The organism is Pseudomonas sp. OV226, from assembly GCF_003148705.1.
In the GTDB taxonomy this organism is placed as follows: Bacteria; Pseudomonadota; Gammaproteobacteria; order Pseudomonadales; family Pseudomonadaceae; genus Aquipseudomonas.
The window spans coordinates 595,443-617,348 of the sequence record NZ_QGGS01000002.1; the positions used below are offsets into that span (position 1 = coordinate 595,443).

Consider the following 21,906-nt stretch of genomic DNA (forward strand, 5'->3'; position numbering starts at 1 on the left):
TAGCAAATGAGTGGTGACTTCCTCGCTCTGGCACAGCCGGGCGTGCAACAACTTTCGCCTTACGTTCCGGGCAAGCCTGTGGATGAGCTGGCACGCGAGCTGGACCTTGATCCGGCGAGCATCGTCAAGCTGGCCAGCAACGAAAACCCGTTGGGCGCTAGCCCCAAGGCGCTGGCCGCGATTCGTGATGCGCTGGCCGAGCTGACCCGCTATCCGGACGGCAACGGCTTTGCACTTAAGTCCCTGTTGGCCGAGCAGTGTCGCGTCGAACTGAGCCAGGTGACATTGGGCAATGGCTCCAATGACATTCTTGAGTTGGTCGCGCGTGCCTATCTGGCGCCGGGCCTCAACGCCGTGTTCAGCGAACACGCGTTCGCGGTTTATCCCATTGCGACTCAGGCTGTCGGCGCGCAGGCCAAGGTGGTTCCGGCCAAGGATTGGGGGCATGACCTGCCTGCAATGCTGGCGGCCATCGATGCCAATACTCGTGTGGTGTTCATCGCCAACCCGAACAACCCGACCGGGACCTGGTTCGATACCGAGGCGCTGGACGAATTCCTGCAAGACGTGCCGGAGCACGTGCTGGTGGTGCTGGATGAGGCTTACATCGAGTACGCCGAAGGCAGTGATCTGCCGGATGGCCTGGATTTCCTCGCGGCTTACCCGAACCTGCTGGTTTCGCGCACGTTCTCCAAGGCCTATGGCCTGGCATCGCTGCGCGTTGGTTATGGCTTGTCCACTGCCGTCGTCGCTGATGTGCTGAACCGTGTCCGCCAGCCGTTCAACGTCAACAGCCTGGCCCTGGCCGCGGCGTGTGCTGCGTTGCAGGATGTCGAGTACCTGGCTGAAAGCCGTCGCCTGAACGAATCCGGTATGCAGCAACTGCAAGCGGGTTTTCGTGAACTGGGGTTGAGCTGGATTCCATCCAAGGGCAACTTCATCTGTGTCGATCTGGGTCAAGTGGCCGCGCCGGTGTTCCAGGGGTTGCTGCGTGAAGGTGTGATTGTGCGTCCTGTGGCCAATTACGGTATGCCGAACCATCTGCGCATCACCATCGGTTTGCCGGCTGAAAACAGTCGCTTCCTTGAGGCGCTGACCAAGGTTCTGGCTCGTGGTTGATGTCACTGCACTGCAATCTGCTGCACCTATGATCGGTCGCCTGGTGGTGGTCGGTCTGGGATTGATCGGTGGTTCGTTCGCCAAGGGTTTGCGTGAAAGTGGCCTGTGCCGCGAAGTGGTGGGGGTCGATCTCGACCCGCAGTCGCGCAAACTGGCGGTCGAGTTGGGCGTGGTGGATCGCTGCGAAGAAGACCTGGCTGTTGCGTGCCAGGGCGCTGACGTGATTCAGCTGGCCGTGCCGATCCTTGCCATGGAAAAAATGCTGGCGCGCCTGGCTGCAATGGATCTGGGTGCTGCGATTCTGACTGACGTCGGCAGTGCCAAAGGCAATGTGGTGCGTGCGGCAACTGAAGCTTTTGGCGGCATGCCGTCGCGTTTCGTGCCGGGGCATCCGATTGCCGGTTCCGAGCAGAGCGGGGTGGAAGCCTCCAATGCCGAGCTGTTCCGTCGTCATAAAGTGATTCTGACGCCGCTGGATCAAACCGATCCGGCCGCGCTGGCAGTGGTCGACCGTTTGTGGCGCGAATTGGGCGCCGATGTCGAACACATGCAGGTCGAACGCCACGATGAAGTGTTGGCGGCGACGAGCCATTTGCCACACCTGTTGGCGTTCGGTTTGGTCGATTCGTTGGCCAAGCGCAATGAAAACCTTGAGATCTTCCGTTACGCTGCCGGCGGTTTCCGCGATTTCACAAGAATCGCGGGGAGCGACCCGGTCATGTGGCACGACATCTTCCTCGCCAACCGCGAAGCTGTCCTGCGCACACTCGATACATTTCGCAGCGACCTCGACGCCTTGCGCGACGCGGTCGATGCAGGGGATGGGCACCAATTGTTGGGCGTGTTCACGCGCGCCCGGGTTGCCCGCGAGCATTTCAGTAAAATCCTGGCCCGCCGGGCCTATGTGGACGCTATGAATTCCAACGATCTGATTTTCCTGGCTCAACCTGGTGGCCGCTTGTCCGGTCGGATTCGCGTACCAGGTGACAAATCGATTTCCCACCGTTCGATCATGCTCGGCTCCCTGGCTGAAGGCGTCACCGAAGTCGAAGGCTTCCTTGAGGGCGAAGACGCTCTGGCGACCCTGCAGGCCTTCCGTGACATGGGCGTTGTGATCGAAGGTCCGCACCATGGTCGCGTGACCATTCACGGCGTTGGCCTGCATGGCCTGAAACCTGCGCCAGGCCCGATCTATCTGGGTAACTCCGGTACGTCGATGCGCCTGCTGTCGGGCCTGCTGGCTGCGCAGAACTTCGACAGCACCCTGACGGGCGATGCTTCGCTGTCCAAGCGCCCAATGAATCGTGTGGCCAATCCGCTGCGTGAAATGGGAGCGGTGATCGAGACCGCTGCTGAAGGTCGCCCGCCGATGATCATCCGTGGCGGCAATAAGCTCAAAGGCCTGACCTACACCATGCCGATGGCCAGTGCTCAGGTGAAATCCTGCCTGTTGCTGGCCGGTTTGTATGCCGAAGGCAAGACCACTGTTACCGAGCCGGCACCGACTCGTGACCACACCGAGCGCATGCTGCGCGGCTTCGGCTACCCGGTTACTGTCAATGGCGCGACCGCGTCGGTCGAATCCGGTCACAAACTCACTGCTACCCACATTGAAGTGCCGGGCGATATCTCTTCCTCCGCATTCTTCCTCGTGGCGGCGTCGATCGCTGAAGGTTCGGAGCTGGTGCTTGAGCACGTTGGAATCAATCCGACGCGTACTGGCGTTATCGATATTCTGCGTCTGATGGGCGCCGATATCACGCTGGAAAACCAGCGTGAAGTCGGCGGCGAGCCCGTTGCAGATTTGCGCGTTCGTGCAGCTAAACTGAAAGGTATCGAGATTCCCGAAGCGCTGGTTCCACTGGCTATCGACGAATTCCCGGTGCTGTTCGTGGCTGCAGCCTGTGCCGAAGGGCGCACGGTGCTGCGAGGCGCTGAAGAGCTGCGGGTCAAAGAGTCGGACCGGATTCAGGTCATGGCTGATGGCTTGCTGGCGCTGGGCGTCAAATGCGAACCGACCCCGGATGGCATCATCATCGACGGCGGCCAGATCGGCGGCGGTGTGGTGCATGGTCATGGTGACCACCGGATCGCCATGGCATTCAGCGTTGCATCGCTGCGCGCGACTGCGCCGATCCGCATTCATGACTGCGCCAACGTTGCGACGTCGTTCCCGAACTTCCTCGCGTTGTGCGCACAGGTCGGTATCCGGGTTGCTGAAGAGGCTCAGTCGTGATCAACAAGTCGCCAGTCATTACCATCGATGGTCCGAGCGGTTCCGGTAAAGGCACCATCGCCGGGATATTGGCAAAGCGTCTGGGCTGGAATCTGCTGGATTCGGGCGCGTTGTACCGATTGCTGGCGTTCGCTGCGCACAATCATGGTGTTGATCTGACCAATGAAGAGTTGCTGAAAGCACTCGCCGCTCATCTGGACGTGCAATTCATCGCTGCGACCGACGGTCAGTTGCAGCGAATCATTCTGGAAGGCGATGAAGTCAGTGATGTGATTCGCACTGAAAGTGTCGGCGCCGGAGCATCCCAGGTTGCGGCGCTGCCCGCTGTGCGCGAGGCGCTGCTGCAGCGCCAGCGTGCATTCCAGGAAATGCCGGGCCTGGTCGCTGACGGCCGCGACATGGGCACGGTGGTTTTTCCGGACGCGCCCTTGAAGATTTTCCTCACCGCCAGTGCCGAGGAGCGTGCGCGCCGTCGATACTTGCAGTTGAAGGGCAAAGTCGATGGTGTTAGTCTGTCGAGTCTGCTAGATGAGATACGTGTTCGCGATGAGCGTGACACCCAGCGAGCGGTAGCCCCGCTCAAACCGGCGGCTGACGCCATACAGCTGGATTCCACGGAATTATCCATCGATCAGGTGCTGGAACGCATCATGAGCGAGATCGCCATTCGCGATATCGCCGGGTGACCAAGAAGGCCGCAGGGGACCAGTCATAGTCCTGCGGTGGCTTCTTTTAAATGAAACTAACCCATACCGTCTGGGGTGTGGAGATGGGCGTAGTCTTCGCCCTCATCAACAGGAATTAAAATGAGCGAAAGCTTTGCGGAACTCTTTGAAGAAAGCCTAAAAACCCTGAACCTTCAGGCAGGCTCCATCATCACCGGTGTTATCGTTGATATCGATTACCAAGCTCGCTGGGTAACCGTTCACGCTGGCCTGAAGTCTGAAGCACTCATCCCGCTTGAGCAGTTCTACAACGACGCTGGCGAACTGAACATCAACGTCGGTGACGAAGTTCACGTTGCTCTGGACTCGGTTGAAGACGGCTTTGGTGAAACCAAGCTGTCCCGTGAAAAAGCCAAGCGCGCTGAATGCTGGATTGTTCTGGAAGCAGCCTTCGCAGCCGAAGAAGTGGTCAAGGGCGTTATCAACGGTAAGGTTAAAGGCGGCTTCACTGTCGACGTTAACGGCATCCGTGCGTTCCTGCCAGGTTCTCTGGTTGACGTCCGTCCTGTGCGCGATACTACGCACCTGGAAGGCAAAGAGCTGGAATTCAAGGTCATCAAACTCGACCAGAAACGCAACAACGTTGTCGTTTCCCGTCGCAGCGTCCTCGAAGCCGAGAACTCCGCCGAGCGTGAAGCTCTGCTGGAATCCCTGCAGGAAGGTCAGCAAGTCAAAGGTATCGTCAAAAACCTCACCGATTACGGCGCATTCGTCGATCTGGGTGGCGTGGATGGCCTGCTGCACATTACCGACATGGCTTGGAAGCGTATCAAGCATCCTTCCGAAATCGTCAACGTTGGCGACGAGATCGATGTCAAGGTTCTGAAGTACGATCGCGAACGCAATCGTGTTTCCCTGGGCCTCAAGCAACTGGGCGAAGATCCATGGGTTGCTATCAAAGCCCGTTACCCAGAAAGCACTCGCGTTACCGCTCGTGTAACCAACCTGACCGACTACGGCTGCTTCGCTGAGCTGGAAGAAGGCGTTGAAGGTCTGGTACACGTTTCCGAAATGGACTGGACCAACAAGAACATCCACCCTTCGAAAGTCGTACAAGTCGGCGACGAAGTGGAAGTTATGGTTCTGGACATCGACGAAGAGCGTCGTCGTATCTCCCTGGGCATCAAGCAGTGCAAATCTAACCCATGGGAAGATTTCTCTGGCCAGTTCAACAAGGGCGATAAAATCTCCGGCACCATCAAGTCGATCACCGATTTCGGTATCTTCATTGGTCTGGACGGCGGCATCGACGGTCTGGTTCACCTGTCCGACATCTCCTGGAACGAAGTGGGCGAAGAAGCCGTTCGCCGCTTCAAGAAGGGCGACGAGCTGGACACCGTTATCCTGTCGGTTGACCCAGAGCGCGAGCGTATCTCCCTGGGTATCAAGCAACTGGAAAGCGATCCGTTCTCCGAGTACGTTCAAGAGAACGACAAAGGCGCAATCGTTAAAGGCATCGTGAAAGAAGTTGACGCTAAAGGCGCCATCATCACTCTGGCCGACGATATCGAAGCGACTCTGAAAGCCTCCGAAATCAGCCGTGACCGCGTTGAAGACGCGCGTAACGTTCTGAAAGAAGGCGAAGAAGTAGAAGCCAAGATCATCAGCGTTGACCGTAAGAGCCGTGTAATCCAGCTGTCGATCAAGTCGAAAGACGTTGAAGACGAGAAAGAAGCAATCCAGAGCTTGAAAGACAAGCCTGCTGCTGACGTCGCTGCTGGTCCTACCACTCTGGGCGACCTGTTGCGTGCACAAATGGAAAAACAGAACTAAGTTCTGTCAGACCATAGAAAAAGGGCGACTTCGGTCGCCCTTTTTTATGCCTGCGATTTGGTGAGATTGTCGATGTAGTTGGGTTGCGGCAACGTGATTGCTTGTGAAACCAGTATCTCCTATAAGCGGTCTCTTACTTTGGTCGGATCAAACCGTTTGTTTGCAGCTAACCTTTAGCCTGAAGTGAACGACAGCCGGGCAGAGCGTCCGGCATAAGGAAGTGAATGAACAAGCTCATTGTCGCAATAGCAGTACTGACATTGGCGGGTTGTACTACTAATGCCAAGACTCACGTCGTGCGCGGGGTTAGTGGTATCGAGATTGATTGTTCCGGGATGGGATCCGGATGGGAGAAGTGTCGCAAGCGAGCGGACAAGGAGTGCAAAAAACAGGGGTACAAGGTCCTGGCTCGATCCGATGACGTCAAGGATGAAGATGAATTCCCCTTTGGTTTCAACCCGGCGGGATACTTCACGCGGACCATGCTGGTAATTTGCCGGTGAGGCTGTGTGTCTTGAGGTGACTTGAAATTGAGCGGCTCAATTTTGATGGCGATATGTCAAGTCCTGGACTGTTCAAATTCCTCCGGGCATGCTAAAACCTCTGAAGCGATTTTCCTAGCTGCTTGAAAAAGAAGGGAAAAATATGACGAAGTCGGAGTTGATCGAACGAATTGTCACCCATCAAGGGCTGCTCTCATCCAAGGATGTGGAGTTGGCCATCAAGACCATGCTTGAGCAAATGTCCCAATGTCTGGCCACTGGAGATCGTATCGAGATCCGTGGTTTTGGCAGCTTCTCCCTGCACTACCGCGCACCGCGCGTAGGTCGCAATCCAAAAACCGGTCAGTCCGTCAGCCTCGACGGCAAGTTCGTTCCACATTTCAAACCAGGCAAAGAGCTGCGTGATCGTGTGAACGAGGATGAGGAGGAGGGGCTTTGACGGCTGCCGTAATCCAAGGAGCCACTTATGCGTAATCTCAAGCGTGTATTGCTCGCCTTGTTTGTGTTGTTGCTCGTATTGGTGATTCTGGCGTTTGTTTTAGAGAATCAACAATCGGTTTCCCTGCTATTTCTTGGCTGGGCAGGGCCGCAACTACCAGTGTCGCTGGTGGTGGTTCTTGCGTTGCTGGTCGGCATGGTCTTCGGTCCGCTGCTTGGCTGGTTTCTGGGGCGCGCGGCCCGTGCTTCACGCAAGCGGCTGGTCTGATTTCGTCAGTCGCATGACGCACGTCGATTTTGCGCCACAGCTTGTCTATATCCATTAGTAAAACCTTCATTAAGCTGTAAAATGCTGCGCTTATCCGATAGTGGCATATTCCCATGTCGGTTCAGGTTGACTCTGTCAGAAGCCTCGGCGAACTTGATGGCTTTTGCATTTATGGATTAGACAGCGCTCGGTTGGCGGCCCTGTCAGCACCTCAAGGGTATGGTTTCGCGTGAAAATTCTAGTTACCGGCGGCGCCGGGTTTATCGGCTCGGCAGTCATCCGTCACATTATTTCCAACACTACCGACTCCGTTGTTAACGTCGATAAGTTGACTTATGCCGGTAACCTTGAGTCGTTGGCCGAGGTCAGCCAGAACTCACGTTATGTGTTCGAACGCGTCGACATCTGCGATCGCGATCAGATCGACCGCATCCTGCGTGAACATCAACCAGATGCGATCATGCACCTGGCCGCAGAGTCTCACGTCGATCGCTCGATTTCCGGTCCGTCCGAATTCATCCAGACCAACATTATTGGTACGTACACATTGCTGGAAGCTGCACGCCATTATTGGGCGGCGCTGGGTGATGAGCGCAAAGCCGATTTTCGCTTCCATCACATCTCGACCGACGAAGTTTATGGCGACCTCGAAGGCCCGGAAGACCTCTTCACAGAGACCACTCCATATCAGCCAAGCTCACCTTACTCCGCTAGTAAGGCGAGCTCTGATCACTTGGTTCGTGCCTGGGCCCGCACCTATGGCCTGCCGACCCTGGTAACCAATTGTTCGAACAACTACGGCCCGTGCCACTTCCCCGAGAAACTGATCCCGCTGATCATACTCAATGCATTGGAAGGCAAGTCGCTGCCAGTCTATGGTAAAGGTGATCAGGTTCGTGATTGGCTCTACGTCGAAGACCACGCCCGTGCGCTGTATAAAGTCGTAACTGAAGGTGTAATCGGCGAGACCTACAACATTGGTGGTCATAACGAAAAGCAAAACATCGAGGTCGTGCATACCCTTTGCGCGCTGCTGGATGAACTGCGGCCGGAATCCTCTTATCGCCCACACTCTAGCCTCATCAGCTATGTCCAGGATCGCCCAGGACATGATCAGCGCTACGCGATCGATGCTGGAAAAATCCAGCGTGAACTGGGTTGGACGCCACAAGAGACGTTCGAAACCGGAATACGCAAAACTGTCGAGTGGTACCTGAATAATACTGAGTGGGTCGCACATGTGAAGAGCGGCAGTTATCAGCAGTGGATCAATCAGAACTATTCGGATCGTTCGAGCAAGGCATGAAAATCCTTCTGTTAGGAAAAAATGGTCAGGTAGGTTGGGAGTTGCAGCGCTCCCTTGCGCCGCTGGGGGAGTTGATAGCCCTGGATCGTCATGTCGTTGATGATTTGTGTGGTGACTTGTCTGACCTCGACTCATTGCGAGCGACGATTCGCAAGGTCAAACCTGATTTCATTGTAAATGCCGCTGCTTATACCGCAGTTGATAAAGCGGAAGGCGAGATTGAACTGGCTTACCGCTTGAACGGCGAGGCTTGCCGGGTCATGGCTGAAGAAGCTGTATCCCAGGGTGCCTGGTTGATTCATTATTCATCCGACTATGTGTTTAACGGGCAAGGTACTAAACCTTGGGAGGAGTCGGACACTGTTGCGCCGCTGAATCATTACGGTGCGAGCAAGGCGGCTGGTGAACAGGCGATTATCGACTCAGGCTGCAAGTATCTGATCTTCCGAACTAGCTGGTGCTATAGCGCTCGGGGCAGCAACTTTGCCAAGACCATGTTGAAACTTGCCAGAGAGCGCGAAACTCTTAGCGTAATCGCAGACCAGATCGGGGCTCCGACGGGTGCCGAACTGATCGCCGATGTAACGGCTCAGGCAATTCGTTGCGTTTTGCTGCGCCCTGAGCTTGCAGGTGTGTATCACTTGGCGGCGAGCGGCGAAGTGTCATGGCACCGCTATGCCGAGTATGTGATCGAGTTCGCTCGGGCTAATGGCGAACAACTCGTTGTGACGGCAATTAACCCGATGAAAGCCAGCGACTATCCAACGCCTGCCCGCCGTCCTTTGAATTCACGTTTGAATACCCAGAAACTGCGCGACAATTTTTCTCTACACTTGCCGGATTGGCAGAGTGGTGTAACCCGAATGCTTAGGGAAGTTCTGAATAAATGATCAAGTCAAACCGCAAGGGCATCATTCTCGCTGGCGGCTCGGGCACGCGTTTGCACCCGGTCACCCTGGGCGTTTCTAAACAGCTACTGCCGATCTACGATAAACCGATGATTTTCTATCCGTTGTCGGTGCTGATGTTGGCTGGCATGCGTGAAATCCTGATCATTTCCACTCCTGACGACTTGCCGAATTTCCGCAAACTGTTGGGCGATGGCAGTTCATATGGCATTGAGTTGAGCTACGCCGAACAGCCGAGTCCGGACGGTCTGGCTCAAGCTTTTATCATTGGCGAGGAATTCATTGGTGATGATCCGTGCTGTTTGATCCTGGGTGATAACATCTTCTACGGCCAGTACTTTACCGAGAATTTGCGTTCGGCCAGTGCACAACAGTCTGGAGCGACGGTGTTTGGCTATCACGTTTCTGACCCAGAGCGTTTCGGGGTGGTCGAGTTCGATGCAAAGGGGAACGCGCTCAGTATCGAAGAAAAACCTCTTAAGCCGAAATCGAACTACGCGGTTACTGGTTTGTATTTTTACGACAACCAGGTCGTTGAAATTGCCAAGAACATTAAACCGTCAGATCGAGGCGAGTTAGAGATTACCGATATTAACCGAGCCTATCTCGAGCAAAAGACGCTTAACGTCGAGATGCTGGGGCGTGGGTTTGCCTGGCTTGACACCGGTACTCATGACTCTTTGCTTGAAGCGGGTCATTTCGTTCATACCATCGAACACCGTCAAGGGCTGAAGGTCGCTTGTCTGGAAGAGATCGCGTATGGCAACGGTTGGATAACCGCAGAGCAGGTCCAGATTCAGGCTGAGAGCCTGAAGAAGACAGGCTATGGACAATATCTGCAGAAGTTGTTGGATCACCCCTCTAGGTAAGAACTGAGTTACCGGCGATTTGCGCATTATCATGGCGCAAACGGTTAGGTTGTTCCCCTTGGGCAGTGGTGAATAGAGTTACCGGGTTGCCGGGTTTTAAACCATAGCAGCGCTGTAGAATGGCTCGCATAATCGAGCAGTGTATTCGACGCATTGGACACCATTCGGACTCAGTCTGGTGGCCTTTGCTCAATGATTGGACATGGCGTTCTGTGGATCGCTGGTGCCAGAGGCTCTGCCGCCTGAAACGGGCGGGTGGGAGCGAGGATTTTGCACTCGGAACGGTGCAGGAACGAATAGAAACATAACTGAGCCCACTTTCCTGGCACTCATTCACAGGAAAGGGGATTAAGGATTTAGAGCATGGAACTGATTCCCGTAATTTTGTCTGGCGGAGTGGGTAGCCGGTTGTGGCCTGTTTCCCGTGAAGCCCATCCCAAGCCTTTCATGGACTTGCCGGATGGCCAGAATCTGATTCAGAAGACCTTCCTGCGTGCTGCACGTCTGGAGGGCGTTGTCGAAGTGCTCACGGTAACCAACCGTGAATTGCTGTTCAAGACTGAAGATGAGTACGGCGCTGTCAATGCTGCCAAACATGCCCAGGGTTTCATTCTCGAACCTTTCGGGCGTAATACTGCAGCGGCTGTGGCAGCGGCGGCACTTCAGTTGGAAGCGACCCACGGTCCTGATGCTCATATGCTCGTACTGGCTGCCGATCATCTGATCCAGGATGAAAAGGCCTTCGCGGCGGCAGTGGCCAATGCGGTTGCGCTGGCTTCTGAGGGCTGGCTGGTTACTTTTGGCATTCAGCCGACTTATCCAGAAACCGGCTTTGGCTACATCGAAGCGCAAAAGGACGCCCCGCTCAAGGGTGGGTTGAAAGTGGCGCGTTTCGTTGAGAAGCCAAATCTGGAGACTGCTCAAGGTTATATCAGTGCCGGCAACTACTACTGGAACTCCGGTATGTTCTGCTTCCGTGTGGGCACCGTCTTGGAAGAGCTGCGTCAGCACGCACCGGACGTTGTTGAAGCAGTGGCCAACACCATTGAAGCGTCCCGCGTGACCTCGTCCAACAAATATCGCTGCCTGGCGCTGGACAGCGAGACCTTCGCCCAGGTCCCGGATATTTCCATCGACTATGCATTGATGGAGCGTTCGAAAAAGGTTGCGACCATCCCGTGTGATATCGGTTGGAGCGATATTGGTTCGTGGAACGCTGTGAGCGAATTGACGAAACCCGACGAAAACGGTAACCGTTTTGAGGGCGAAGTGCTGTCCCATGGCTCGCGTAACAACTACGTGAACAGCGAGGGACGCCTGACCGCTCTGGTAGGGGTGGAAGATCTGCTGGTTATTGATACGCCTGATGCCGTTATGATCGCCCACAAAGATCATGCGCAAGACGTCAAGCATATCGTCAATCAGCTGAAAGCCTGTAGTCATACGGTTCATCTGCTGCACCGCACGGTGCATCGTCCGTGGGGTACCTACACGACTCTGGAAAACGGCGAGCGGTTCAAGATCAAGCGTATCGTCGTCAAGCCAAAGGCCTCCCTGTCTTTGCAGATGCATCACCACCGCAGCGAGCATTGGATCGTCGTCAGCGGGATGGCAGTGGTCGTAAACGATCAGCGGGAGTTGATGCTTAATACCAACGAGTCGACCTTTATCCGTGCCGGTCATCAGCATCGTTTAATGAACCCTGGGGTTATTGACCTCGTGCTCATTGAAGTGCAAAGCGGCGACTATCTGGGTGAGGACGATATCGTCCGTTTTGAAGATAACTACGGCCGCGTCGACAAGTAAGAGCGTGCTGGTAGATATAAAAGCCTGGTCGGTGAGTGCTCATTCGATCAGGCTTTTTATTTTCTGCCATTGATATAAACCACTTTAATGATGCACAAGGGCAGCACCCAGTGCGTCGTTTCAGTTACTTAGGCAAGAAACAAAATGCATACCCCTATTAAAACCCGGTGCTTCAAGGCTTATGACATTCGCGGCCAAGTGCCGTCCGACCTCAATGAAGATGTTGCTTATCGGATAGGCCGTGCGATGGTCGCCGAACTGCGAGGCAAAAGTATCGTGTTGGGTCGGGATATGCGGCTTGAGAGCCCTATGCTCGCTGACGCGATGACCCGCGGCCTGCAAGACGCCGGTGCAGATGTCATCGATATTGGCTTGTGCGGCACCGAAGAAGTTTATTTCGCCACCAGCGTGTTTAATGCTGATGGTGGTGTGATGATCACTGCCAGCCACAATCCCAAGGGTTACAACGGGATGAAGCTGGTCAAGTCGCAATCACGTCCAATCAGCGGTGATACTGGGCTCAATGCAATCCGTGATCGTGTGGAAAGCGGTGATCTCGGAGCACTGGCGGCCAATCCTGGCGCTATCCGTATTGAACTCGATAAGAGCCGCTATATCGAGCATTTGCTCAGCTACGTCGATATTGCCGAATTGAAACCGCTGAAAGTACTTGCCGATCCTGGTAACGGCGCCGCGGGTCCCGTCTTACAGGCATTGACCGGTAAACTGCCTTTCGAGTGGGTGATTATCAACGCCGAACCGGACGGCAACTTCCCCAACGGCGTACCTAACCCGTTGCTGCCTGAGAACCGTGACTTGACCCGGCAGGCGCTGTTGGAGCATGGCTGCGATGTGGGGTTGGCATGGGATGGCGATTTTGACCGCTGCTTCTTTTTCGATGAAACAGGCCGGTTTATCGAAGGGTATTACCTTGTAGGCCTGTTGGCCGAGATGCTGCTCAAGCAGCACCCAGGCAGCAAGATCATTCATGATCCACGACTGACTTGGAATACCATCGATCAGGTTGAACAAGCAGGTGGTGTGCCGGTTCTCTGCAAAACCGGCCATGCCTTCATCAAGGAGCGTATGCGCCTTGAGGATGCGATCTATGGCGGCGAAATGAGCGCGCATCATTATTTTCGTGACTTTGCCTATTGCGACAGCGGGATGATTCCATGGCTGCTGGTCACGGCTTTGATGTCCACCAGCGGGAAGACACTGGCTCAGTTGGTTGATGAGCGCATCGAGGCTTACCCGTGCACGGGTGAGATTAACTACCGGGTTGAAGATGTGCCGGCGATGTTGCAAAAGGTTCTGGAGCATTATCTGCCGCTGAATCCTGAACTCGATAAAACTGACGGTATCAGCCTTTCTTTTGCTGATTGGCGCTTCAACCTGCGTGGCTCCAACACCGAGCCCCTGTTGCGACTCAACGTTGAAGCGAAAGGCGATCAAGCGTTGATGTGGGCGCGTTTGAAAGAGATAGAAGCACTGATTGAAGGGGTTTAAAACCTTGCTCGCTCGATCCTGTAGCGCTTGCCGCCAAGGAGGATGCCGCCAAGCGTCACTCTCAGTCTGTGGCCTGGGCTGAGACTGCTCTATTTGTCTTTGACAGTGCGAAGCAGAAAGGGAGGGAGCGCCATGCGGTGGGCCAGAGGACTGGCTCACCGCAAGTTCGCTTTAAGCGATCGTGTTGGTGTTGAAAATGCTCAGCGGTTCTAATATTTCAGGCGTCCTGAGCAACTGAGGGCTCGCTGACCATTTGTCTATAATGGTCGCAAAATGATCGGCTGCCGAAATGATTACATTTGCTCGAAGTACGACAGGTATCGCCTGTTCCAGCCTGACTGCGTAGTTTTCAGCGGTAAAAGTTTCACTTGCCCACGCTTGAGCCTGTTTACCGATGGTGGTAGTTGCAGATCGATTGCTTTGGAGTGAGAGGAGAGTTTTTTTCAAATCCTCTATCTCGTTGTCAACCGATACTTTCAGCACATACTGGTCAGGTAATTCTTTATAAAAGCCGACGTCTGTAACGATGGTGGCTTTTCCATAAAGCATTGCTTCAATAGCCGAAGCTGAAGCAGCTTCGAGGCTGGGCCAGCGCAAACAGCTGATTACGTCGGCATTCCTGATTGCTTCGGACAGGGTTGCGTCATCGACTTCATTTGAAATGATCAGTTCGACGCCGCTGACTGTCGCCAGTTCACGAAGCTTCCTTTCCATGCTTGGAATAATGGCTCCGACAAGGCGATAGCTGACGTTCTTACGCAGTATCGAGTTGTTTGAAATCGCCTCAATGCAGCTCTCAATCCGTTTGTTCGAATTGATGTGTCCGATCGTCAAGACCTTTAGTTTGCTATTAGGCGTAGATTCATTTTCGATGCTTATTGCGCCGGGGGCATCGTAGGCGAGTGGGACGACAAAAAGCGGCCCGGGACAGGCTGACAGGACACGATCACAACCCCAGTTGCTATGAGTTATCACTCCGGTGGCCAGGGAGCTGATCCATTCGGTCAGCGGGGCCAGATCTTGTGTTTCTCGGATAAATGTTGCGCTGTTACTGGCGCTGAAATAATCAGCGGCGATTTTTTTTCCGTACCACTGGGTCAGTATATCGTTCGCTTCGTCGCGTCTTTGCTGCGCCCAACCACAGAACAAGTGACCTAGGAAGAAGTCATGCAGGCAGACGATCCCCGGAGCTCTGGCTAGCCAGGCAACGCCACCTTCATGAAACTCGTAGTTGTCCCCGATCTGGTAGATGCAGCAGTCGGCGCTCGAAATTTCCTGTGCGGCTTCTGCCTCATTCGTCCAAGGTAGAATGGTGCAGCCAAAGTCGTGGGTTTCTTTGGCCAGTAGGTGCGGGCTTTCAGTGCGAATCACCACGACCTGATGCTGGTGGGCCAATAGCGCCCGAACGACGAGTCGTGTCATTCGGCCGATGGCAGAGGTTTTGATAGCCGGTGTAAATATCACAAGTTTCATTTGAGAAGCGCCTCTATGGTTTCGGGCCAATTGATGCCCAGACCGTTCCACAGTGCCTGGGCGCCCTCGCCATATTGTTTTGTTCGAGTCTTGCTCTCAAAAGCGGCATTCATTGCTTCTGCCAGGCTCTCTGTTGTAGGTTCAGCTCTCCAGCCGGTTTCCCCGGGCGTCACCAGACCAAGGATTCCACCGCTGTCTGTGGTCGTGATCAAGGCCTTGCGAGCCGTTGCTGCTTCCATGGCTACATATCCCAACGAGTCCTCGTCGAACGGAATGTAGGCGACGGCTAGCGCACGATTTACGTAATCGACATAAGTGGCTCGTGGCAGGAAGCGCAAGTCGAGCTTTACACGATCTTGCAGGCTGAACTTTTCGATGATGACGTTCAGCTGATGTGTGTCGGCAGGGGACTCGGGAGGCCCGGCGATAATCAGCTTGACTCGCTTGTCAGCTTTGGCCAGAGCTTCCAAAAGCATGTATTGGCGTTTCATGCCGTTTACACGGCCGCCCGCAAAGATATAGTCATCGAACTGACCGCCGATAAATGATTCGGGATCGTTGACTGGTGGAAGCAATACCTGAGAGTCAAAACCGTTGTGCTTGAGTAAGCGCTTTCTCGTGACTTCGGAGTTGGTGTAAATATGCCGGCTCTCAGCAAAACTTTCGTTGTCTGCATTAATAATGGCTTTGCGAATATCCGCGCCGGTCTGATCGGCAGGCAGGTTGGTTTGGCCTACATCGTACAAATCATAAGCCTGGCGATACTGATGTAGCAGCCACAACGATTTTCTGTGATGTCGGACGAGGTAGGCCGGAAATTTCAGGGCAATCACATGGTCGGTATTGAAGATTTCCAGAGTGCGCGTCAGCAACATCTGCGAGGGGATCGTTGATGCGGGTTCCCATTGAAATGGAATTCGCATAACTTCCGCATCATGTCCGGCGATGATCAGATTCTTTTGCAGGTTGACAGCCAGTTCTTCTGCGCCGCCCCAAATGAACGGGGCCATGTTATTCACGATTAAAACTTTCATGCCAATAGGCGCTCCAGCACATGCGACCAGGATATTTTCAAATCAACCAATCGCTGTTTGGCGTTCTTGCCCATGGCTTCGGTTGTGCTTCTTTCCCGGTATAGCTTGTCCATGGCTATGGCTAGCGATTCGGGAGTCGGCTCCGCGATGTATCCGTTGTAGCCGTCCTGGACCAGTTCAAGCACGCCGCCCGAATCCGTGGTGGTAAGAATCGGTTTCTCGGCGTGACTGGCTTCCAGGCTTGGATAACCATAGGAATCTTCATCTACCGGCAGGTAAGCAGCAGCCAGACACGTCGACAGGCATTCCACTTTTTCTTCTTCTGTGATCCAGCGGTCATCCAGGATTACGCGATCCGCGACATTGCAGTCGTTGATTTTTTGTCGCAGGGCAATGCCGTAATCGGGTCCTGAGCCGGTTCCCAGCAGCCGGATGCGTACCGGGGTGGTGGTGAAACTCAATGCTTCGATCAACAAGTGCTGACGTTTGTGGTGCTCCAGACGGCATATATAAGCGATTTCGTCGTTGTATCCGGCGCAGAAAAAACGCTCTGATTCGAATACGGGCGGATACAGCACTTCGCTGTCGACGTCGTTATAGGTTTTGAGTCGTGCAGATACAACTTTTGAGTTGGTGAAAATTGCCTTTGCTTCGCTCAACGCGCGAGTATCCGCGTCGAATAAAGCTTCGCGGATTGCACAGTGCTTCGCATTATCTGCAAAGTCACGATAGGGGGTGTCCCACAAGTCATAGAACACCCGAATGTGGTGAATGAACCACAGTATTTTGTGCGGATGCGGAATCAAGTGAGCCTGGGGTCTGAAGCAGATGACCCGGTCAGCGGCTTGAAGGTCTACCCAGCGCAACGCCATCATCTGCTGAAACAGTAGGTCTGGAACGTCAAGCTCGGGCAGATAAACAACTTCGACCTGATGTCCCGCCTCCGTCAAGGTTGACGCAAGCCAGTCGACGATGTTTCTGCCGCCCCCCCTGATGAAGGGAACAAACGTTGAGCAAAGTGCAATTTTCATCAGGCTGCCAACACCTCACGCAAGCTGGCTGCGATTCTGATGATGTCTTCCTGAGTCAGGTCCTGGTGGGTCGGCAGGTTGATGCCACGGCCCGACCACAGATCTGCCACTGGATAGACGTTGTCTTCCTTATACGGAGGCAGAACATGCATTGGGTAGAATACTGGCCGTGTTTCGATGCCCATCGCGTCGAGTTTCTGCATGACCGCGTCGCGCTTATGCTCATCTCCGTCCGCGAGGAAAATGTTGTACATCCAGTAAACCTGTTTCGCCCATGAAGCCTGGGTCGGCATGACAATCTTGTCTTTAAGATCTGCAAGCGCTTCGTTATACCAGCCAGCCAGGCGTTCGCGATCAGTCAATGCCGTAGCGATGCCTTCCATCTGGGCCAGCCCAATTGCCGCCTGGATGTTGGTCATGCGGTAGTTGTAACCGACTACCGGGAACCAGTACCGGCGATTCGGATCCATGCCCTGGCCGCGGAACAACCGTAGCTTGGCCGCGAGTTCGTCATCATTGGTGGTGATCATGCCGCCTTCACCGGTGGTAATGATCTTGTTGCCAAAGAAGCTGAATGTTGCACACGTGCCAAGACCGCCCACTTTACTGCCGTGAACTTCTGCTCCGTGAGCTTCGGCCGCATCCTCGACAACCCACAAGTTATGTTTGCGAGCGATCTCGTTGACAACGTCCATCTGCGCGGGATGACCGTAGAGGTGCACCGGGATAATGCCCTTGGTCTTTGCCGTAATTTTGCTTTCAATGGTCTGCGGATCAATATTCATCGTGTCGGCACAGACATCCACCAACACCGGCGTTGCACCGCAATAGCGCACTGCGTTTGCCGTTGCGATGTAGGTCACGGTGGGAATGATGACCTCGTCGCCAGGCTGCAGGTCCAACACGACCAGTGCCAGGTGCAGGGCGGTTGTGCCGTTATTGGTCGCGATTGCGTGTTTGACGCCGCAAAATGCCGCAAAGCTTTCTTCGAAGGCGCCGATGTATTTGCCGTTGGAAGAAATCCAGTTTGTGTCCAGGCAATCGAGCACGTATTTGCGTTCGTTTCCAGCAAGCTTCGGTTGTGCAATGGAAATACGTTTCATGTTTCTTCCTTCAAATTTTGTGTATTGCTTTGGCCGGTACACCCACAACCGTGGTTGATGACCCGACATTCGAGATTATGACGCTGCCAGCACCGACCATGACCGACTCACCAATTTGAATCTCAGGGACGATTTTGCTGCCGATGCCGACGAAGCTTAGGTTGCCGACATTCACATTGCCCGCCAGCGCGCACTGTGGGGCGATGTGTACTGCCAGTCCAATGACACAGTCGTGATCGATTGTGGCACCAGTGTTCACGATGCAAAGGTCGGAAATCGTCGCCTCTGCGTTGATAACGGCCCCGGCCATGACGGCGATTCCGACGCCCAGTCTGGCTGAGGGCGATACCACTGCCGCGGGACTGATTGCGTTGACCAACTGGTAGCCCATTTCAGTGGCTTTCTTCGCCAGTTTGTTGCGCAATGGATTTGATCCGATGGCGATGAACACACGCTCGTACCCTTCCTTAAGCAATGCTGGAAGATGGTCGTCGCTTTTCAGCACCGGGATGCCCAGGCACTTGTCCGGACTGTCCGGATTACCAACGCAGTAGGCGACCTTGTCGCCTTGCGCCAGTAGTAGCTCTATGCATACCTTGGCATGTCCGCCGGCACCTACAACAATGACTTCACTCTTCATGCATTCACCCCTCCTGCAAGCTGTGAATTGGATGATGAAAACAGCAAGTTGACGGAGGTTGCCTTACTCAGTTGTTCGACTGACCAGTTTTCAAGATCCCCCGTCTGATCGTTGATGACGCTGTACACCAGCCCCAGGCCCGTGAAGTGCTCGAGCCACTCTTCGAGGGTGAGCGCATTTCTATTCAGGTGGGATAGGCCGAGTTCAACGATTAGAAACATTTGCGGATTGGATTTCAGTAACTTTTTCGCGCCTTTGATGATATCGATTTCTGCGCCTTCTGCATCGAGTTTCAGCAGTTTGACGGTCAGGTTCTCGGGTAAGAAATCATCCAGCGCAATGGTAGTGACATCCACTGAAGTCGAGGCGTAAAACGCCGGATTCTCCAGCTCATAAAGGGAATGGTGTCCGCTGGTCATCCCTAGGTGCAGCTTGCGAGTTTCAGCTTTGTCCGAGAGGGCAAGGCGCGAGATTTCGCTGATAGCTGAAAAACCATTCAGCCAAAGGTTTTTCTCAAGAAGTTTACAGGTCTGCTCAAAAGGCTCAAAGGCGATAATCTTGCCCTGTCCCGCCATGGCGCGGGCGGCGGCAATGGAGTGCAAACCGATATTGGCTCCGACATCAATGAACACGTCGCCAGGCTGTACGATTCGTTCAATCACCTGCCGAGTGCCCGGTTCCAGTTCACCTGCCTGGAGAAGGCTCGTCAGCAGTGCATAGTCTTTTGCCGCACAGAGCACATATCCAACTGTGGCTTTGACCAATACTTCATCCAGGCCGGAATCAATTGCGACACGGTTGGCGTCCACCAAACTGTACTTCTCAATCCGGTCCAGTTGTTGTTCGATATCCTCCGGCGATAGCTGGCTGGAAAAAATCTTCTGCGACAACCGTGTTTGTAAGCCTGTCGCGTTCGACAGGCGTTCAAGCTCCTGCACGATGTGCTGATGGTGCTGATGCTGCTCGGCGTTGAGCCTTGCGAGCTCTCCCATCATTTCCTGGCGGATATCCGCCGTGAAATAGTTGCGCAGACGGAAAAGCAACGGGCGCGTAATTGGCTTTATTAACCGGAAGACTCCGCGAGCGATACTCCGGATCACTTGCTTGATGCGGTGGAGTAGTCTTGGTTTCGTGCCCGAAAAGGAGGTAAGAAGAGCGTCCTCGAGTGAAATGGCGCCGGAACTTACATTTGTTTTGGTGTGCAGCCGGCTAGACGCGATGGAAAAGGCCGTCTCGATATCCACACCATTACGCTTAATGCTGTTCATCGGCCTTGGCTCCAAAGTAGGCAGCGGTGACCGTCTCCGGGTCGCCATCCATCTTTATCTTCCCATGCTCCAGCCAGAGCACCCGATTACAGGTGTGCATGACCATCTCGCGGGAGTGGCTGGCAATGACCAGGATGTTGGTCGACTCCACCAGTTCGTTCATGCGTATTTCGGCTTTGTGCTTGAAGCCTTCGTCGCCGACGGATAGCCATTCATCCATCAGCAGGATTTCCGGTTTTATCGTGGTTGAGACGGCGAAAGCCAATCGCAGGTGCATACCTGAGGAATAGGTACGAATCGGCATGTCGACAAAGTCGCCAAGTTCCGAAAACTCGATGATTTCGTCGAGCTTCTCTGCAATTTGAGCCTTGGTCAGTCCAAGGATGCCGCCGCGCAGAAAAATATTTTCCCTGCCGGTGGCCTCCGGGTCTGTGCCCAGGGATATGTCGATTAGAGAGCCGATTTCACCGTTAATTCGAGCGGTGCCGGATGAGGGCTCATAAACACTGCTGAGCAGGCGCAGCAGGGTACTTTTGCCTGCGCCGTTATGTCCAAGCAGGCCAACGCGGTCGCCGTCGCGCAAGGTGAACGTCAGATCTTCCAGCGCTCTGACGATAACGCGACCCTGTTGGTCTGCACCCAGTTGGCCACCTGTGGCTACCTGGATCAAACGTTTTTTCAGGGAGCGCCCATTAGCGTTGTAGATAGGGAAATCTACACAAACATTTTTGAATTCGATCAAGGACATTAGGAGTTCTTCTTAGAGCCAGTAAGCGATGCGGCGCTTGTAACGGCCATAGACCACGAGTGCAACCAGCCAGCCTGCAGCGGCCATGCCCAAGGAAAACCACCAGTTGGTGGCGCTAGGCAGTTGCCCGATCAGGGGGGAGCGAACCACCGAAATAATGTGATAGGCCGGATTTAGGTCCAGCAGGAACATCCCGGCACGTTGTGGCAGCAGGCTGGGCAGCCACATGATCGGCGTGAGATAGAACACTATCTGCAACAGGCTGCCAATAATCTGCGGTAAGTCACGATAGCGCGCACACAGAATGGCCAGCAGCAATGCAATCCAGGTGAGGTTCAGCACGGCGAGAGCGAACCCCGGAATACTGAGGAGCGCGATCCAGGTCAACGGTTTGCCAACGGCGAGCAACACCAGCGGGAAAATCACGATGTTATGACCCAGAATCAATATGTTTCGCCAGATCATGCGAAGAATGTGGACGAACAAAGGGATCGGAAGCTGTTTGATTATGCCCTCGGCGGCAATGAAGCCGGTGCAGCCTTCGCTGACGACCGTCGATATGAATCCCCAAAAAATCATGCCGATCGCCAGGAACGGCAGGAACTCGCCCATCGGGGAGTTGAAGATCTGCCCAAAGACCACGCCGATGGTGCCGATCATTACGCCCATGCTGATAGTCAGCCAAAATGGGCCTAATGCCGATCTCCTGTAGCGCTGACGAACATCTTGCCAGCCTAGCATCCCTATCAAAGCGTATCGTCCTGTCGCTGCGATTATGTCCGACAGGGCGATACTTACTGAACCGTTGCGCATTAAAAGCACCAGATTGTTGGTAAAAAAACACGCCATTTTAGGCTGGGGTGCAGGGAGTGTCACTCTTTCTAAATTTTTTCTTTCACGCGAAAAACGCTCAGTCTCAGATGCCAGCGTTTTACCTTCCAGGTGCTTGATTTTTTTATGGAAAGAAAACTCTGGTCGGTGGGGTAGCGGTGGGGTTTTCACGCATTTTGGATGTCAAGTCGGGCGCCTGCCACATGATGCTGGCACAATAGGCCGCTGGATGCGTGTCGGGTGCCGCTTGGGTCTCGTCGTGCAGAGCTGCATTCTGTATGATCTGCAAGATTTTGCGGCTCTTTCGGCATGAGCCGA

Annotated in this window: 20 protein-coding genes; 12 read left to right on the forward strand and 8 right to left on the reverse strand. The window is 54.3% G+C overall.

What is annotated here, in order from left to right; translation table 11 throughout:
• Positions 1 to 6: 6 nt before the first annotated feature.
• From hisC to C7534_RS05945, 12 genes are all read left to right on the forward strand, one after another.
• Entirely contained in the window at positions 7 to 1,119 is a 1,113-nt protein-coding gene (hisC, locus tag C7534_RS05890) for a histidinol-phosphate transaminase (RefSeq protein ID WP_109785241.1), read from the forward strand.
• 28 nt (positions 1,120 to 1,147) lie between these two features.
• A complete protein-coding gene (locus C7534_RS05895; protein ID WP_256594753.1) occupies positions 1,148 to 3,355 on the forward strand; it encodes a bifunctional prephenate dehydrogenase/3-phosphoshikimate 1-carboxyvinyltransferase in 2,208 nt (735 codons plus the stop codon).
• Positions 3,352 to 4,041, forward strand: a complete 690-nt coding sequence (cmk, locus tag C7534_RS05900) for a (d)CMP kinase (RefSeq protein ID WP_027924112.1) — start codon at positions 3,352 to 3,354, stop codon at positions 4,039 to 4,041. The genes C7534_RS05895 and cmk overlap by 4 nt, the downstream gene beginning before the upstream one ends.
• A 120-nt stretch (positions 4,042 to 4,161) precedes the next feature.
• Complete coding sequence (gene rpsA / locus C7534_RS05905; RefSeq protein WP_046031753.1) at positions 4,162 to 5,853, forward strand: 30S ribosomal protein S1; 1,692 nt, start codon at positions 4,162 to 4,164, stop codon at positions 5,851 to 5,853.
• 224 nt (positions 5,854 to 6,077) lie between these two features.
• Positions 6,078 to 6,356, forward strand: a complete 279-nt coding sequence (locus C7534_RS05910; RefSeq protein WP_109785243.1) for a hypothetical protein — start codon at positions 6,078 to 6,080, stop codon at positions 6,354 to 6,356.
• Positions 6,357 to 6,498: 142 nt separating this feature from the next.
• Positions 6,499 to 6,795: an integration host factor subunit beta gene (gene ihfB, locus C7534_RS05915; protein ID WP_003369729.1), complete on the forward strand. Its 297-nt coding sequence runs from the start codon at positions 6,499 to 6,501 to the stop codon at positions 6,793 to 6,795.
• A 27-nt stretch (positions 6,796 to 6,822) separates the two neighbouring features.
• Positions 6,823 to 7,062, forward strand: a complete 240-nt coding sequence (locus C7534_RS05920) for a lipopolysaccharide assembly protein LapA domain-containing protein (RefSeq protein ID WP_109785244.1) — start codon at positions 6,823 to 6,825, stop codon at positions 7,060 to 7,062.
• 229 nt (positions 7,063 to 7,291) lie between these two features.
• The gene (gene rfbB, locus C7534_RS05925) at positions 7,292 to 8,368 is read left to right on the forward strand and encodes a dTDP-glucose 4,6-dehydratase (protein ID WP_109785245.1); all 1,077 of its coding nucleotides are present in this window, start codon (positions 7,292 to 7,294) and stop codon (positions 8,366 to 8,368) included.
• Entirely contained in the window at positions 8,365 to 9,258 is an 894-nt protein-coding gene (gene rfbD, locus C7534_RS05930; RefSeq protein WP_109785246.1) for a dTDP-4-dehydrorhamnose reductase, read from the forward strand. Before rfbB ends, rfbD begins: the two co-directional genes overlap by 4 nt.
• A complete protein-coding gene (rfbA, locus tag C7534_RS05935; RefSeq protein ID WP_109785247.1) occupies positions 9,255 to 10,145 on the forward strand; it encodes a glucose-1-phosphate thymidylyltransferase RfbA in 891 nt (296 codons plus the stop codon). Before rfbD ends, rfbA begins: the two co-directional genes overlap by 4 nt.
• Positions 10,146 to 10,508: 363 nt before the next feature.
• A complete protein-coding gene (locus C7534_RS05940; protein ID WP_109785248.1) occupies positions 10,509 to 11,951 on the forward strand; it encodes a mannose-1-phosphate guanylyltransferase/mannose-6-phosphate isomerase in 1,443 nt (480 codons plus the stop codon).
• Between the two features lie 144 nt (positions 11,952 to 12,095).
• Positions 12,096 to 13,460, forward strand: a complete 1,365-nt coding sequence (locus C7534_RS05945) for a phosphomannomutase (protein ID WP_109785249.1) — start codon at positions 12,096 to 12,098, stop codon at positions 13,458 to 13,460.
• Positions 13,461 to 13,631: 171 nt separating this feature from the next.
• Here the strand turns inward: C7534_RS05945 and C7534_RS05950 are convergent, their stop codons facing one another.
• From C7534_RS05950 to C7534_RS05985, 8 genes are read right to left on the reverse strand one after another with little or no spacing between them, the layout of a single operon-like run.
• Entirely contained in the window at positions 13,632 to 14,933 is a 1,302-nt protein-coding gene (locus C7534_RS05950) for a glycosyltransferase (protein WP_109785250.1), read from the reverse strand.
• Positions 14,930 to 15,967 carry a glycosyltransferase family 4 protein gene (locus tag C7534_RS05955; protein ID WP_109785251.1) on the reverse strand — a complete coding sequence of 346 codons (1,038 nt, stop codon included), beginning with the start codon at positions 15,965 to 15,967 and terminating at the stop codon, positions 14,930 to 14,932. Before C7534_RS05955 ends, C7534_RS05950 begins: the two co-directional genes overlap by 4 nt.
• Complete coding sequence (locus tag C7534_RS05960) at positions 15,964 to 16,998, reverse strand: glycosyltransferase family 4 protein (protein ID WP_109785252.1); 1,035 nt, start codon at positions 16,996 to 16,998, stop codon at positions 15,964 to 15,966. The genes C7534_RS05955 and C7534_RS05960 overlap by 4 nt, the downstream gene beginning before the upstream one ends.
• Complete coding sequence (locus C7534_RS05965; RefSeq protein ID WP_109785253.1) at positions 16,998 to 18,101, reverse strand: DegT/DnrJ/EryC1/StrS family aminotransferase; 1,104 nt, start codon at positions 18,099 to 18,101, stop codon at positions 16,998 to 17,000. Before C7534_RS05965 ends, C7534_RS05960 begins: the two co-directional genes overlap by 1 nt.
• A gap of 10 nt (positions 18,102 to 18,111) precedes the next feature.
• Entirely contained in the window at positions 18,112 to 18,741 is a 630-nt protein-coding gene (locus C7534_RS05970; protein ID WP_109785254.1) for an acetyltransferase, read from the reverse strand.
• On the reverse strand, positions 18,738 to 20,009 hold the full coding sequence (locus C7534_RS05975; RefSeq protein WP_158283919.1) for an FkbM family methyltransferase: 1,272 nt from the start codon (positions 20,007 to 20,009) through the stop codon (positions 18,738 to 18,740). The genes C7534_RS05970 and C7534_RS05975 overlap by 4 nt, the downstream gene beginning before the upstream one ends.
• On the reverse strand, positions 19,996 to 20,757 hold the full coding sequence (locus tag C7534_RS05980) for an ABC transporter ATP-binding protein (protein ID WP_109785256.1): 762 nt from the start codon (positions 20,755 to 20,757) through the stop codon (positions 19,996 to 19,998). The genes C7534_RS05975 and C7534_RS05980 overlap by 14 nt, the downstream gene beginning before the upstream one ends.
• Before the next feature lie 12 nt (positions 20,758 to 20,769).
• Entirely contained in the window at positions 20,770 to 21,759 is a 990-nt protein-coding gene (locus tag C7534_RS05985) for an ABC transporter permease (protein WP_256594751.1), read from the reverse strand.
• Positions 21,760 to 21,906: the final 147 nt, after the last annotated feature.